Genomic DNA, 13,369 nt, shown 5'->3' with positions numbered 1-13,369 from the left:
TTGACGAATTTCCTGCGAATCGGCTCGTTGTTCGCGCTCCTCCTGGTGACGCTCTGCGCTGCGTCTTCGGCCTTCGCCGTCGAGCCGATCAAGATCGCTCGCGACGACGTCGCGCTCGACCTGTCCGGCGCCGTCGAAATCTACCGGAACCAGGGCGAAAATTTCCAGGTCTCGACCGCACCGGGACCCGACGGCATCGTCAGGCGTATCGAGGTCGAGGCCAATGACGCGCGCTCGACCGGCGACTGGGCGGTGTTCGCGCTGGCCAACACCACCGACCAGCAGCTCGACCGGCTGATCGTGGCGCCGCATTTCCGGCTGGTGAATTCGGGCATCTTCTGGCCCGATCTCGGCTCGACCCGCATCGCCGCCATCACGCCCAGCGAAGGCTTCGCGCTCGACCGCCAGACCAGCCCCGACGCCGACGTGTTCCGGGTGACGCTGAACCCCGGCACGGTGATCACCTTCATCGCCGAGCTCGCCTCGCCGAAACTGCCGCAGGTCTATCTGTGGGATCCGGAATCCTACAAGGACTCGGTCAATTCCTACACGCTGTTTCGCGGCATCGTCATCGGTATCGCCGGCCTGCTGGCGCTGTTCCTGACCATCCTTTTCGTCGTCAAGGGAACCTCGATGTTCCCGGCGACCGCAGCGCTGGCCTGGGCGGTGCTTGCCTATATCTGCGTCGATTTCGGCTTCCTCAACAAGGTCATCGAGATATCGCCGGGCAATGAGCAGATGTGGCGGGCCGGAACGGAGGTGGCGCTTGCGGCGACCTTCGTGGTGTTCCTGTTCGCCTATCTCAACCTCAACCGATGGCACGGCCATTTCAGCTACGGCGCGCTGGTCTGGATCCTCGGGCTGGTGCTGATCGCGGGCGTCGCCATCATCGATCCGGCGGTCGCCGCCGGCATCGCCAGGCTTTCCTTCGCCGCCACCGCGGTGACCGGGCTCGGGCTGATCATCTTCCTCGGCATACGCGGCTACGACCGCGCCATCATGCTGGTGCCCAGTTGGGTGATGGTGCTGTTATGGTTATGCGGGTCATGGATGGCGATCACCGGCATGCTCGACAACGACATCGCCCAGCCGGCACTTGGCGGCGGGCTGATCCTGATCATCCTGCTGATCGGCTTCACCGTCATGCAGCATGCCTTTGCCGGCGGCGCGCTGCATCAAGGCCTGTTCTCCGACCTCGAGCGCCAGGCGTTGGCCGTCGCAGGTTCGGGCGACATCGTCTGGGACTGGGACGTGCTGCGCGACCGCGTGGTGACCAAGCCCGATGTCAGCGTGCAGCTTGGCCTGACGCCGAACAGCCTGGGGGGCGCCGCGCGCAATTGGCTGCCGGTGCTGCATGCCGACGATCGCGACACGTTCCGCACCACGCTTGACGTGGTGCTGGAGCACCGGCGCGGCCGGGTCTCGCAGAATTTCCGCCTGCGCGGCGCCGATGGCCACTATCACTGGTTCTCGCTGCGCGCCCGGCCGGTGATCGGATCGGACGGCGAAGTGATCCGCTGCGTCGGCACCATGGTCGACGTGACCGAGCAGAAGAAGTCGGAGGAAAGGCTGCTGCACGATGCCGTGCACGACAATCTGACCGGCCTGCCGAACCGCGAATTGTTCATGAACCGGCTGGAGGCGATCATCTCGATCGCCCGCACCGAGGAGAAGGTGCGCCCGACGGTCTTCGTCATCGACATCGACCGCTTCAAGCAGGTCAATGACGGTCTGGGCATTTCAGCCGGCGACACCATCCTTTTGACCATTGCGCGGCGCCTGCACCGGCTGCTCAAGCCCAAGGATTCGCTGTCGCGCTTTGCCGGCGACCAGTTCGCGCTGATGCTTCTGTCGGAACAGGACCCGGCCCGCATCGCGGCCGTTGCCGACGCCATCAAGCATGCGATCAACAACCCGATCACCTTCGCCAAGCGCGAGATCGTGCTCACCGCTTCGATCGGGCTGATCACCTGGACCACGGCGCAGACTTCGGCCGAGGACATGGTCAAGGACGCCGAGCTTGCCATGCACCAGGCCAAGCGCTTCGGCGGCGACAGGATCGAGCCGTTCCGACCCGCCTTCCGCACCGTCGGCACCGACCGGCTGCAGTTCGAATCGGACCTGCGCCGCGCCATCGAGCGGCGCGAATTCACGCTCGCCTACCAGCCGATCGTGCGCCTGGAGGACGGCAGCGTCGCCGGCTTCGAGGCGCTGCTCAGGTGGGACCATCCGCGCCGCGGCATGATCCCGCCGGGGGATTTCATCCCCGTCGCCGAAAACTGCGGCCTGATCGTGCAGCTTGGCCTGTTCGCCATGCAGCAGGCGGCCGAGGATCTGGCGACCTGGCAAAAGCAGATCGGCGATGCGCCGCTATCGGTTTCAGTCAACCTCTCCAGCCGCCAGCTCATCCGCCGCGACCTGGTCAGCGACGTACGCTCCGTCATCGCGCGCGCCAATCTGAAGCCGCGCTGCTTCCGGCTGGAACTTACCGAATCGCTGGTGATGGACAATCCCGAGCAGACATCGCATGTGCTGAACAAGCTGAAGCAGCTCGGCATCGGCCTGTCGCTGGACGATTTCGGCACCGGATATTCGTCACTGTCCTACCTGACGCGCTTCCCCTTCGACACCATCAAGATCGACAAGAGCTTCGTTGACGATAAGACGCCGAAGCGCGCGGTGCTGCTGAAATCCATGGTCCACATGGCGCATGAGCTCGGCCTGTCGGTGGTCGCCGAAGGCATCTCCGACGAGAGCGATGCGCTGGAGCTGCGCCAGATGGGCTGCGAATATGTGCAGAGCTTCATGTTCGGCGCGCCGATGCCAGGCGACCAGGTGTTGAAGACGCTGAAGGAGCAGTATCCGCTTACGCAGGCGTGATGTTCAGGCGTGGCCGGCGGCCAGGCTGAGATGCGCCAGATCGATGCCGATCGAGGCAAGGATGCGGTCGTATTTGCGCTCGATGTCGGCGTCGAACAGAAGCTCGGGGCTGGCCGGGCAGGTCAGCCATCCGTTCTCGGCGATCTCGCTTTCCAACTGGCCTGCACCCCAGCCCGAATAGCCAAGCGCCATAAGCGCGCGGCGAGGCCCGCGGCCCGACGAAATGGCGCGCAGTATATCGACGGTCGCGGTCAGGCAGATGTCGTCGGAGACGCTGAGCGACGATTCAACCCGGTAGTCGCCGGAATGCAGGACAAAGCCGCGGCTGCGGTCGACCGGCCCGCCATTGCGCACGACGAAGTCGCGCGCCTGCGCCGGCAGGCGTATCGCCTCCTGCTCGTTCATGATGCCGAGCTGCACCAGAAGGTCCGGAAACAGCATCTGCTGCGTCTGGTTGATGATGAGGCCCATCGCGCCCTCGTCGCTGTGGGCGCAAACATAGATGACGGAGCGCGTGAAACGGTCGTCCTTCATGCCGGGCATGGCAATCAGGAACTGGTCGTCGAGAAAGCCGCGTCCAGCAGCCGTCTTCTTGTGGCGCAACAAGTCCATGGCGTGAGGGTAACGCGTTTCCGGGGCGCCGAAAAGATGCGCCTCGCGCGATTTGAGGTCGGCCGCCCGTGCCCGGAGCAGACGAACTCGCGGATCGCGCATCGTCGGGTTGAAAGTCCAACTCCAACAACCCTAGCTGCGATGTCACGCAAATATGATACCGAAAGGGTCATGAGATCATTGCGCTGCCACGAACGGACGATCAAATCACGGCCATGCAAAGCTTGAGAATCCTGCTTGCCAGCGCTGCTGTCGTCTTGGGAACGGGCCTTCCGGCCTTGGCCTCCTCCTCGGTCTGGTACAACAGCGAGGGCGGCAAGGTACGGCTTGTAACCAGCGGCAAGCCCGACGAAGCCGGGCGTATCCAGGGCGTGCTCGACATTGCGCTCAAGCCCGGCTGGAAAACCTATTGGCGCGACCCTGGCGATGCCGGCGTGCCACCGCAAATCGACATCTCGGCCAGCACCAACATCTCCGACGCGCGGTTTTCGTTTCCGCCGCCGCAGCGTCACGACGACGGCTACGGCAAGTGGGCCGGCTACGACCATCCGGTTTCGTTGCCGATTACCTTCACGCTGTCGGCGCCGGATCAGCCGGCGGTCATCGACGCCAACATTTTCCTCGGCATTTGCGAGACGATCTGCATTCCGGTGCAGACAAGGCTGAGCGTCGATCCCGGGGCCGATCCGGACAATGCCAAGGACGCTGCACAGGTGAAGGCAGCGCTTGCCACCCTGCCGGCTGCTCCACGGCCCGATTTCGGCATCAACGTGCTGCCCGGCGACCACGAGACACTGATCGTCGAGGCGAGCTTTCCAGGCGACCCGGAAGCTGCCGACTTCTTCGTCGCCGGTGAAAGTGACTACATGTTCGGTGCTCCGGTTCGCAGCGAAAAAGACGGCAAGCTGTTGTTCACGGTGCCGATCCTCGACCGACCGTCGACGACACCGACCGATGGCGGGCTCTACTACACGCTGACAAGCGCCGAAGGCGCGGTCGAAGGCATGCTGCCTTTCCCGTGACGGCAGAGCGCGGATGCACAGACGGCAACATCCATTGCGCCAGGCGCCATGGCGGTTGCGAGCGACGCCTGACTTCGCTATCGCAAGGACAGGTCCCTTCCCCACACATTGAACGAGGCATCCATGACCATCTCCGTTGGCGACAAGCTGCCCGACGCGACCTTCAAGACGATGACCACCGACGGCGCCAAGCCGATCACGGCGGCCGAGATCTTCGCCGGAAAGAAGGTCGTGCTGTTTGGCGTTCCCGGCGCTTTCACGCCGACCTGCAGCAACAACCACCTGCCCGGCTATCTGGAGAACCATGACGCTATCCTCGCGCGTGGGGTCGACACCATCGCAGTCGTTTCGGTCAACGATGTGCATGTCATGGGCGCCTGGGCGCGCTTCACCGGCGGCGAGGGCAAGATCCTCTATCTCGCCGACGGCAATGGCGATTTTGCCAAGTCGGTCGGCCTCGACTACGCCAGCGACGGTATGGGGCTGCGCTCGAGGCGCTTTTCGATGATCGTCGACGACGGCAAGGTCACCGCGTTCAATGTCGAGACCAAGCCAGGTGTCGACGAGTCGGGTGCGGCGCATATCCTGGGACAGCTCTGAACCTCCACGGCAGTCAGTCGAAGGCCGTCAGGTTCGCCTTGGCGTGACGGCCGCGCGCGTGTAGGTGCTTCTGGATTTTCACTTTTTGGGGGACCTCGGCGATGTTCGATATTGTCTGGCGCAGCGTGGCGATCGGCATTGGCGCGACGGTGCTGATGGATATCTGGGCCCTCTTCCTTCATGTGGCCTTTGGCCAGCCGCGGCCGAACTGGGGGCCGGTCGGCCGCTGGGTCTGGCACTTGAGGAACAAGGTGTTTCACGACGACATCGCGGAGGCCTCGCCCTACGCACAGGAAGTGGCGCTGGGCTGGGCCTTCCACTATGCCGTCGGCATCGCCTACGGCATCATCCTCGTCCTTCTTGCGGGAACGGCTTGGCTTGCCGCGCCGACTTTCCTGCCGGCCTTCATCCTCGGCATGGTGACCGTCGGCGCCGGCTGGTTCCTGCTCGCACCCGGCATGGGTGCCGGCTGGGCAGCCTCAAAGCGCCCCAATCCGATGCAGATCCGAGCGCTCAATTTGGTGTCGCACACCGTGTTCGCGCTTGGGCTCTACGGTACGGCGCTGATGATCCGCTGAATTCAGCTGAATTGGTCGTCAACGCGTTGCACCGCGCCATCGATCGGCCGCCAGCCGTGAAGAACGCGGCGTGCTCCGATATCATAAGCGAAGTAGTTTCCGCCGCCCGCCGGCTGATCCGCTTCGCGGCTGATTTCCCGGCCGCTGAGAGAAAGCAGCAGGAGCGTTCCCACGCCGCCATGGCCCACGAAGGCAATATCGTCGGCGCCGTTGGCGCCAAGCACGGCTTCGACCTCGCTCACAATACGATGCTGGGCGTCGATGGCCCGCTCCCATCCGCGAATGCTGCTTTGTGGATTGGCGAAGAACTGGTCCGCAGCCGCTTCGAACTCCGGCGGCGGCAGGAACCCCGTTGCCGACCGATCGTTCTCATGCATCCGTTCCCTGACCTCGACCGCAAGGCGCAGATGCCTTGCGACGATCTCGGCGGTTTCTATCGCCTTGCGTTCGCCTGACGACACGATACGCCGGATCGACCCGACCCATGGCTGGTCGAGCATTGCGGAGGCTCTTGCTCGCCCGATGTCGGATAGCACCCACTGCGGCACCGGAATGCCGGCATCGATCTGAACCTGGGGATGCGTGATATAGTATGCGACAGGCACGATGGAGGTCTTTCTGCCAGTCAGCGGAGGCGCCCGAATTCAATAACTCTGGGTCGAACGCCGCGCCTTTGCGACCGCCGGTGGCTTTGCCTGTGCAGCTGGCTGCGGCGTCACTGTAGGCTTTGACGGACCCTTCTTGAACGGCGCCATGCCTTCGCGTGCCAGTTCGTCGGCGCGCTCGTTCTCGGCATGGCCGGCATGGCCCTTGACCCAGTTCCAGGTCACCTGATGGCGCCTGTTGGCTTCGTCCAGTGCCTGCCAGAGCTCGCCGTTCTTGACCGGTTTCTTGTCGGCGGTCTTCCAGCCGTTCCTCTTCCAGCCATGGATCCACTTGGAAATGCCGTCCATGACGTATTTGCTGTCGGTGTGAAGGTCGACCGCGCAGGGCTCCTTCAGTGCATTGAGCGCCGAGATGGCAGCGAGCAGTTCCATGCGGTTGTTGGTCGTCTCGGCCTCGCCGCCCGACAGTTCCTTGGTCTTGCCGTTGAAGCGCAGGATCGCTCCCCAGCCACCGGGTCCGGGATTGCCCGAACAGGCGCCATCGGTGAAGATTTCAACCCGCTTGGTCATGTCAGTCATATCAGCCCGTATTCGGAAGGAGATTGGATCGGCCGGTGGAAGCGCATGCGACGGATATACTCGGTCGGGTCGCGCTTCATGACCAGCCCGCCGTTGGGAATGGTCAGCCAGTCATAAAGGCGGGTCAGCATGAAGCGCAGCGCCGATCCCCGTGCCAGGATCGGCAATGCGGCCTTCTCGTCGGGGCTCAGGGACCGCACGCTTTGGTAACCAGCCAGCAGCGCGGTGCCCTTGGTCAGGTTGAACGAAAAATCCTTCTCGAAGCACCAGGCATTGAGGCACGTGGCGACGTCATAGGCATAGAGGTCGTCGCAGGCGAAATAGAAGTCGATCAGCCCGGACAGTTTCTCGCCGAGGAAGAAGACATTGTCGGGAAAAAGGTCGGCATGGATGATGCCCTGCGGCAGGTCCTTCGGCCAGTTGCGCTCAAAATCGACGAAATCGGCATCGACCTCCGCCGCCAGCCCCGGCTCGACTTCGTTGGCGCGGGCATGGGAGGCGTTCCACAGCTTGCGCCAGCCATCTATGGCAAGCGCGTTCGGCCGGCTCATCGAAAAATCCTGGCCGGCAAGATGCAGTTCGGCCAGCGCCTTGCCGACCTCGCCGCAATGCGCTGCCGTCGGCCGGCGCAGCGACAGGCCCTCAAGGAAGGTGATGATGACCGCCGGGCGGCCGGCCAGCGCACCGATGACGGTGCCGTCATGCGCGGTCACCGGAAGCGGGCAGGAAATGCCCTTCCTGGCGAGATGGCCCATCAAGCCCAGAAAGAACGGCAGGTCGGCCTTGTCGACGCGCTTCTCGTAAAGCGTCAGGATGTAGGAACCGCTCGTCGTGTGCAGCAAAAAATTCGAATTCTCGGTGCCTTCGGCAATGCCCTTGTAGGACAGGAGTTCGCCGACCGGATAGGCCTGCAGGAACGTGCCGAGCTCGCCTTCGCTGACATCGGTGTAGACCGCCATGGGCTGTTCACGCGGCTCCGTTGACGAAAGCCATGTCGGCCTTTGTCAGTTCGACATCGCGCAAAACCCGCATGACCGGAAAGTCCTCCGTTTCCGTTGCCGTGATCGCCAGATCGATCGTCACATCGAAGCGCTGGCGGAAGGCATCGATGATTTCGTCGACGATGATTTCCGGCGCCGAGGCGCCGGCCGACAGGCCGAGCGTCGAGATGCCGGCGATGTCATTCCACGGAATTTCAGAAGCGCGCTGCACGAGAAGCGACATCGTGGCGCCGGCGCGTTCCGCGACTTCGACAAGACGCCGCGAATTGGACGAGTTGGGCGCGCCGACGATCAGATAGAGATCGGCACCCGCCGCGGTCTCCTTGACCGCCTCCTGGCGGTTGGTGGTGGCATAGCAGATCGATTCCGCTGCCGGCGCGTGCAGGGCGGGAAAGCGATCCTGCAATGCCCGGATGATGCCGGCGGTGTCCTCGACCGACAGCGTCGTCTGGGTGACGAAGCCGAGTGCCTCGGGATTGGCAGGCGCAAGCTTCGCGGCGTCCGCCTCGGTCTCGATCAGCGTGACGGCGCCGTCCGGCAGCTGGCCCATGGTGCCGATCACTTCGGGATGCCCGGCATGGCCGATCAAAAGCACATGGCGGCCAAGCCGCTGGTGGCGCATTGCCTGCTTGTGGACCTTGGAGACCAGCGGACAGGTGGCGTCGAGATAGAACAGGTTGCGGGCCTGCGCATCGGCCGGCACCGATTTCGGCACGCCATGCGCCGAAAACACGACCGGGCTCTGGCGATGCTCGGTCGGGATTTCCGACAGTTCCTCGATGAAGACGGCACCCAGGCTCTGCAGGCCCTCTACGACGTAGCGGTTGTGGACGATCTCGTGGCGGACATAGACCGGCGCGCCGTATTTCTTCAGCGCCAGCACGACGATCTGGATGGCGCGGTCGACGCCGGCGCAAAAGCCGCGCGGCTGGCAGAGCCTGATCGTCAATGGGGGCTTGGTTGTGGTGTGAAGCATGAATCCGGGCCGGTTGTTCAGAGCCGAAATGAGGTGCGCACCCCTGCCCTGTCAAGGGCGGCGGCAACGATCATTCCGCTTTCGCCGGCCGGCGAAGCCTGAAGATGAGGACGCCGGCAAGGGCAGCGGCAAGGCCGTACCAGGTGAAAGCGTATTGCAGATGGCTGTTGGGCAGGTCGATGATGGTGACGCCGCCGACCGGCAGGCCGCCGGGGTTTGGCGTCTTGTCGGCATCAATGAAGAACGGCACCAGCCGGGCAGCGGCCGGCAGGCCGGCGCTCGCCGACATCGCATCGCGGTCCTTCCAGTAAAAGATGTTCTTCCGGATATCGTTGTCTGGAAGCATCATCGACGGCTTCGCCAGCAGCGGGCTGCGGGCGAGCCCGGTCACTGTCACCTTGCCTGCCACTTGCCCCTGCGGCCGCTTGGCGGCGTCCTTGAGGTCATAGGGAACAAAGCCGCGGTTGATCAGCACGAAACGGCCGTCATCCAGTTGCAGCGGGGTGATGACGTCGAAACCGGCAGCACCGTCCCAGGTCGAATAGAAGTGCCGCTCGCCCTGGTGCAGGAAAGTGCCCGACACCATCACCGGCGTGTAGTCGACATCACCAGAGGAAGCGAACTGGCTTTCGACTTCGGCCAGCGGCCGCGGCGCCGAATGCGTGCGCTGGTCGATGGTCTGGAGAAGGCCTTGCTTCCAGTGCAGGCGTTGGAGCTGCCAGGTCCCTAGCGCCAGCAGGATGACGAACACCACCAGGCTGAGGCCGAGCAGCAATGCCGTCTTCGGCCGCGAACGGCCGGAACTCTTGGCCGATGCTTGGCTCATTCGCTGCGGTCCAGCCGGCCCTCGGCCGCCTTGTTGGCGTATTGCAGCGTCAACAGCACGCCCTTGATCAGCCTGAGCGCCGTCAGGCACAGCACCAGCGCCAACGGTATCCAGATCAGCAGATGCAGCCACAGCGGCGGGCTCAGCGTCACTTCCACCCACAGCGCAAGCCCGACGACGATGAAGCCGATAATCAGGATGACGAACACCGCCGGTCCATCGCCGGCATCGGCGTAGGAATAATCAAGGCCGCAATTCGTGCATCGCTTGCCGACGGTCAGGAACCCGGAAAACAGCCGGCCCTCGCCGCAGCGCGGACAGCGGCCGTGCAGGCCGGCCGAAATCGGCTCGATGGGTGGCCAGATCGCCTTGTCGTCGCTCATGCTCTACGGCTCGATCTCGATTGGAGTTCCATCGGCCACCATGGTCCAGATTTCATCCATATCGGAGTCCGTAACGGCAATGCAGCCGTCGGTCCAGTCGACCAATTGAAGCAGCCAGCCCCACCAGCCATAGCCGTTGGGCTGGCCATGGATCATGATCATGCCGCCGGGTTCGACGCCGGCCGCCTTCGCAGCCGCTATCTCCACGGCAGTCGGATAGGAGATGTGGATCGACTTGTGCGCGATGCTTTCGGGGTTGCGCCAATCCAGCAAATAGCGCCCTTCGGGCGTGCGCTGGTCGCCTTCCCTGTGCTTGTGCCCGACAGGGTCGCCACCCAGCGCGATGCCGTAAGTGCGCAATATTTTGCCATCGCCGATCAGTTCCAGCCGCCGCTCCGACTTGTCGACGCGCACAAGATCGACCATGTCCCCGGCAAGGGCTGGGGCCGCAGCGAGTGTTGATGCACAGATAGCAAACGTGATGGTCAGCCGCATCGGCATTCGATCGACGATCATTGCGCCGAAATGAAGAAGGCGGCCACGTCGCCGCAGCCGCCTTCGCAAATCGTGAACCTTGTCTGCTTGAAGCAGTTCCGGACGGAAAACCGCTACGCGCTTTTCCTGGAATTGCCCTGGTCAGTGGCCTTCGATCAGCGCGCCGTTCGAGGCCCAGACATAGATCGAGGCAAACAGGAACAGCCAGACTACGTCGACGAAGTGCCAGTACCAGGCCGCCGCCTCGAAACCGAAATGCTGCTTCGGGGTAAAGTCGCCCTTCATGGCGCGCATCAGGCAGACAGCCAGGAAGATGGTGCCGATGATGACGTGGAAACCATGGAAGCCGGTCGCCATGAAGAAGGTGGCGCCATAGATGGAATCCTTGAAGGCGAACGGCGCGTGCATGTATTCGTAGGCCTGCACCATGGTGAACAGGATGCCGAGGCCGACGGTCAGCACCAGGCCGTTGATCAGGCCCTTGCGGTCGCCGTGAAGCAGCGAATGGTGCGCCCAGGTGACGGTCGTGCCCGACAGCAGAAGGATGATGGTGTTGTAGAGCGGCAGGTGGAAGGGATCGAGGACCTCGATGCCCTTCGGCGGCCAGACGCCGCCGGTGAAGGTGGTGCGGGCGTAATTCTGGACCTCGCCGGGAAACAGGCTGGCGTCGAAGAAAGCCCAGAACCAGGCGACGAAGAACATCACTTCCGAAGCGATGAACATGATCATGCCGTAGCGCAGATGCAGCGACACGACGCGGGTGTGATGGCCCTCATGCGCTTCCTTGATGGTGTCCGACCACCAGGCGAACATGGTGTAGATAACGATCAGGAGGCCGATGAAGAACAGCCACGGATTGGCGATGTTGTAGCCGAAGATCGGGAAATCGCCAGCCTTGAGATACTGCATATAAGCGACGCCGCCGATAGCGGTCACCAGCGCGCCGATGGAGCCCAGGAAGGGCCACGGGCTCGGGTCGACGAGATGGTAGTCATGCTGTGGTTTTGCGTGCGCGTCGGCCATATCAACCCCCGAGATTTGCTTCGGTATCTGGAACTTTGTTGCTGCTTGCGGCCGGCACTGAGGACGCGACCGGCTTGTTCATTTCGACCGGGAACATGGTGTAGGACAGAGTGATGGTCTTCAAGTCCTTCAGTTCCGGCACGTTGACGATGTCGGGATCCACGTAGAACACGACCGGCATGTCCAGCGTCTCGCCGGGCTTCAGCGTCGTGTCGGTGAAGCAGAAGCACTCCACCTTGTTGAAGTAGGGGCCTGCCAGTTCCGGCTGCACGTTGAAGGTCGCGCGGCCGGTAACGGGGCGGTCGAACTTGTTGGTCGCGGTGTAGTGCGCCTGGACCGTCTCGCCGATCTTGATGGTGATCGAACGGGTGACCGGCTGGAACTGCCAGGGAACGCCGGCGGTGTTGGCGTCGAAGCGGATGGCGACATCGCGGTCGAGTACGCGGTTCGCATATTGCTGGGTGGCGCGTTTGGTCGTGCCGCCATAACCGGTCGCCTGGCAGAACATCGCATAGAGCGGCACGGCGGCGTAGGCCATGCCGATCATGCCGGCGAAGAAGGCAATGCAAACGCCCGCGACAACGCGGTTGGTGTTTTTCTTTACGGGATCGGTGACTGTCTGGCGGGTCATCTTCGGCCTCACATCGACGCGCCGCCGGTATGACCGAATTTCACGATGGTGGCGACGTAGAAGATGACGACAAGAACCGCCAGCGCCAGGCCAATGGCAGCGGAGCGGTTGCGCTGGGCTTTCTTCTGGCGTTCCGTCAACGTGATGAGTTCGAGCTTCTTGTCGACCATGATCATGCTCCGCCGATGGCAAGCGCGCGACTGACGACGCTGTCGGCAAGGTAAATGGCGAAGATGGCAAAGAGGTAGAGCAGCGAGTAGCCGAACAAAGCCTTGGCCGGCTTCATCTCGCGGTCGCCGTCGCTCATGCGCAGTACCTTCCACGCATACCAGACGAAGCCTGCGCCGAGCAGCAGCGCGGCGATACCGTAGGCCGGCGTCGTGAAGCCGAGGACCCATGGCAGCACGCCAATGGGCGCAAGGATCAGCGCGTAGGCGAATATCTGGCGCCGGGTCGAAGCCTGGCCGGCGACGTTCGGCATCATCGGGATGCCGGCCCTGGCATAGTCCTCGGACTTGAACAGCGCCAGCGCCCAGAAATGCGGCGGCGTCCACAGGAAGATGATCAGGAACAGGACAAGGCTTTCGAGGCTGATCGTTCCGGTCACCGCGGCCCAGCCGATGACGGGCGGAATAGCGCCGGCGGCACCGCCAATGACGATGTTCTGCGGCGTCCAGCGCTTCAGCCACATCGTGTAGATGACGGCGTAGAAGAAGATGGTGAAGGCCAGCAGGCTCGCCGACAGCCAGTTGACCAGGACGCCGAGCGTCATCACCGACAGCACGGAAAGCACCAGGCCGAAGGTCAGCGCCTCGCCGGGCTGGATGCGGCCGGCGGGGACGGGGCGGCTTGCGGTCCTGGTCATGACTGCATCGATGTCGGCGTCGTACCACATATTGAGCGCGCCGGAGGCGCCGGCACCGATGGCGATGGACAGGATCGCGATCACCGCCAGCAGCGGGTTGATTGTCACGGGCGCCGCGACCAGCCCGACAAAGGCAGTGAACACCACCAGCGACATGACGCGCGGCTTCAGCAGGGCGAAGAAATCGCCCGCGGTGGCTTCCGACATGCGAAAGCCCGCTTCGTCAATCAATGGTTTGTCGACTAGGGCCATGCGTACTTAAGTCCATCATTCCGTTGGCCAAAACCGCCGGC

16 protein-coding genes are annotated in these 13,369 nt (G+C 63.3%); 4 read left to right on the top strand and 12 right to left on the bottom strand.

Annotated elements, in window-relative coordinates:
• Positions 1–2,880, top strand: a complete 2,880-nt coding sequence (locus DH08_RS34560; RefSeq protein ID WP_192183672.1) for an EAL domain-containing protein — start codon at positions 1–3, stop codon at positions 2,878–2,880.
• 3 nt (positions 2,881–2,883) lie between these two features.
• On the opposite strand, the gene DH08_RS34555 is transcribed toward DH08_RS34560, so the two are convergent.
• Complete coding sequence (locus DH08_RS34555; protein WP_040584182.1) at positions 2,884–3,492, bottom strand: YqgE/AlgH family protein; 609 nt, start codon at positions 3,490–3,492, stop codon at positions 2,884–2,886.
• A gap of 215 nt (positions 3,493–3,707) precedes the next feature.
• On the opposite strand from DH08_RS34555, the gene DH08_RS34550 reads away from it, so the two are divergent.
• The 3 genes from DH08_RS34550 to DH08_RS34540 all read left to right on the top strand — a co-directional run bounded on the left by DH08_RS34550 (position 3,708) and on the right by DH08_RS34540 (position 5,692).
• Positions 3,708–4,514 (top strand): protein-disulfide reductase DsbD domain-containing protein, encoded by an 807-nt coding sequence (locus DH08_RS34550; protein ID WP_192183671.1) that lies wholly within the window; start codon positions 3,708–3,710, stop codon positions 4,512–4,514.
• A 123-nt stretch (positions 4,515–4,637) separates the two neighbouring features.
• The gene (locus tag DH08_RS34545; RefSeq protein ID WP_192183670.1) at positions 4,638–5,114 is read left to right on the top strand and encodes a peroxiredoxin; all 477 of its coding nucleotides are present in this window, start codon (positions 4,638–4,640) and stop codon (positions 5,112–5,114) included.
• A 101-nt stretch (positions 5,115–5,215) separates the two neighbouring features.
• On the top strand, positions 5,216–5,692 hold the full coding sequence (locus DH08_RS34540; protein ID WP_192183669.1) for a DUF2938 domain-containing protein: 477 nt from the start codon (positions 5,216–5,218) through the stop codon (positions 5,690–5,692).
• A 2-nt stretch (positions 5,693–5,694) separates the two neighbouring features.
• On the opposite strand, the gene DH08_RS34535 is transcribed toward DH08_RS34540, so the two are convergent.
• From DH08_RS34535 to DH08_RS34485, 11 genes are all read right to left on the bottom strand, one after another.
• Positions 5,695–6,297 carry a histidine phosphatase family protein gene (locus DH08_RS34535; protein ID WP_192183668.1) on the bottom strand — a complete coding sequence of 201 codons (603 nt, stop codon included), beginning with the start codon at positions 6,295–6,297 and terminating at the stop codon, positions 5,695–5,697.
• A 39-nt stretch (positions 6,298–6,336) separates the two neighbouring features.
• Positions 6,337–6,867: a ribonuclease HI gene (gene rnhA / locus DH08_RS34530; protein WP_192183667.1), complete on the bottom strand. Its 531-nt coding sequence runs from the start codon at positions 6,865–6,867 to the stop codon at positions 6,337–6,339.
• A gap of 5 nt (positions 6,868–6,872) precedes the next feature.
• Positions 6,873–7,835 (bottom strand): homoserine kinase, encoded by a 963-nt coding sequence (locus DH08_RS34525; protein WP_192183666.1) that lies wholly within the window; start codon positions 7,833–7,835, stop codon positions 6,873–6,875.
• A gap of 7 nt (positions 7,836–7,842) precedes the next feature.
• Positions 7,843–8,853 carry a 4-hydroxy-3-methylbut-2-enyl diphosphate reductase gene (gene ispH, locus DH08_RS34520; protein WP_192183665.1) on the bottom strand — a complete coding sequence of 337 codons (1,011 nt, stop codon included), beginning with the start codon at positions 8,851–8,853 and terminating at the stop codon, positions 7,843–7,845.
• Between the two features lie 70 nt (positions 8,854–8,923).
• A complete protein-coding gene (locus tag DH08_RS34515; RefSeq protein ID WP_192183664.1) occupies positions 8,924–9,679 on the bottom strand; it encodes an SURF1 family protein in 756 nt (251 codons plus the stop codon).
• Positions 9,676–10,062, bottom strand: a complete 387-nt coding sequence (locus tag DH08_RS34510) for a DUF983 domain-containing protein (RefSeq protein ID WP_006206338.1) — start codon at positions 10,060–10,062, stop codon at positions 9,676–9,678. Before DH08_RS34510 ends, DH08_RS34515 begins: the two co-directional genes overlap by 4 nt.
• Positions 10,063–10,065: 3 nt before the next feature.
• Positions 10,066–10,557 (bottom strand): L,D-transpeptidase family protein, encoded by a 492-nt coding sequence (locus DH08_RS34505; protein WP_192183744.1) that lies wholly within the window; start codon positions 10,555–10,557, stop codon positions 10,066–10,068.
• A gap of 141 nt (positions 10,558–10,698) precedes the next feature.
• The gene (locus tag DH08_RS34500; RefSeq protein WP_192183663.1) at positions 10,699–11,580 is read right to left on the bottom strand and encodes a cytochrome c oxidase subunit 3; all 882 of its coding nucleotides are present in this window, start codon (positions 11,578–11,580) and stop codon (positions 10,699–10,701) included.
• 1 nt (position 11,581) lies between these two features.
• On the bottom strand, positions 11,582–12,211 hold the full coding sequence (locus DH08_RS34495; RefSeq protein WP_192183662.1) for a cytochrome c oxidase assembly protein: 630 nt from the start codon (positions 12,209–12,211) through the stop codon (positions 11,582–11,584).
• A gap of 8 nt (positions 12,212–12,219) precedes the next feature.
• Entirely contained in the window at positions 12,220–12,381 is a 162-nt protein-coding gene (locus DH08_RS34490; RefSeq protein ID WP_192183750.1) for a hypothetical protein, read from the bottom strand.
• A 2-nt stretch (positions 12,382–12,383) separates the two neighbouring features.
• Positions 12,384–13,328 carry a heme o synthase gene (locus DH08_RS34485; protein ID WP_192183661.1) on the bottom strand — a complete coding sequence of 315 codons (945 nt, stop codon included), beginning with the start codon at positions 13,326–13,328 and terminating at the stop codon, positions 12,384–12,386.
• Positions 13,329–13,369 lie beyond the last annotated feature (41 nt).

Source organism: Mesorhizobium amorphae (assembly GCF_014843845.1).
Taxonomy (GTDB): Bacteria; Pseudomonadota; Alphaproteobacteria; order Rhizobiales; family Rhizobiaceae; genus Mesorhizobium; species Mesorhizobium amorphae_A.
The sequence above is the reverse complement of the archived record's forward strand: the minus strand, read 5'-3'. Positions and strand labels throughout refer to the sequence as shown.

What these genes read in the sequence shown, in the direction of transcription:
- ispH (WP_192183665.1), bottom strand. Translation starts at nt 8,853, where the DNA reads ATGCTTCACACCACAACCAAGCCCCCATTGACGATCAGGCTCTGCCAG.
- DH08_RS34495 (WP_192183662.1), bottom strand. Translation starts at nt 12,211, where the DNA reads ATGACCCGCCAGACAGTCACCGATCCCGTAAAGAAAAACACCAACCGC.
- rnhA (WP_192183667.1), bottom strand. Translation starts at nt 6,867, where the DNA reads ATGACCAAGCGGGTTGAAATCTTCACCGATGGCGCCTGTTCGGGCAAT.
- DH08_RS34500 (WP_192183663.1), bottom strand. Translation starts at nt 11,580, where the DNA reads ATGGCCGACGCGCACGCAAAACCACAGCATGACTACCATCTCGTCGAC.
- DH08_RS34525 (WP_192183666.1), bottom strand. Translation starts at nt 7,835, where the DNA reads ATGGCGGTCTACACCGATGTCAGCGAAGGCGAGCTCGGCACGTTCCTG.
- DH08_RS34545 (WP_192183670.1), top strand. Translation starts at nt 4,638, where the DNA reads ATGACCATCTCCGTTGGCGACAAGCTGCCCGACGCGACCTTCAAGACG.
- DH08_RS34505 (WP_192183744.1), bottom strand. Translation starts at nt 10,557, where the DNA reads ATGCGGCTGACCATCACGTTTGCTATCTGTGCATCAACACTCGCTGCG.
- DH08_RS34540 (WP_192183669.1), top strand. Translation starts at nt 5,216, where the DNA reads ATGTTCGATATTGTCTGGCGCAGCGTGGCGATCGGCATTGGCGCGACG.
- DH08_RS34485 (WP_192183661.1), bottom strand. Translation starts at nt 13,328, where the DNA reads ATGGCCCTAGTCGACAAACCATTGATTGACGAAGCGGGCTTTCGCATG.
- DH08_RS34515 (WP_192183664.1), bottom strand. Translation starts at nt 9,679, where the DNA reads ATGAGCCAAGCATCGGCCAAGAGTTCCGGCCGTTCGCGGCCGAAGACG.
- DH08_RS34555 (WP_040584182.1), bottom strand. Translation starts at nt 3,492, where the DNA reads ATGGACTTGTTGCGCCACAAGAAGACGGCTGCTGGACGCGGCTTTCTC.
- DH08_RS34490 (WP_192183750.1), bottom strand. Translation starts at nt 12,381, where the DNA reads ATGGTCGACAAGAAGCTCGAACTCATCACGTTGACGGAACGCCAGAAG.
- DH08_RS34550 (WP_192183671.1), top strand. Translation starts at nt 3,708, where the DNA reads ATGCAAAGCTTGAGAATCCTGCTTGCCAGCGCTGCTGTCGTCTTGGGA.
- DH08_RS34510 (WP_006206338.1), bottom strand. Translation starts at nt 10,062, where the DNA reads ATGAGCGACGACAAGGCGATCTGGCCACCCATCGAGCCGATTTCGGCC.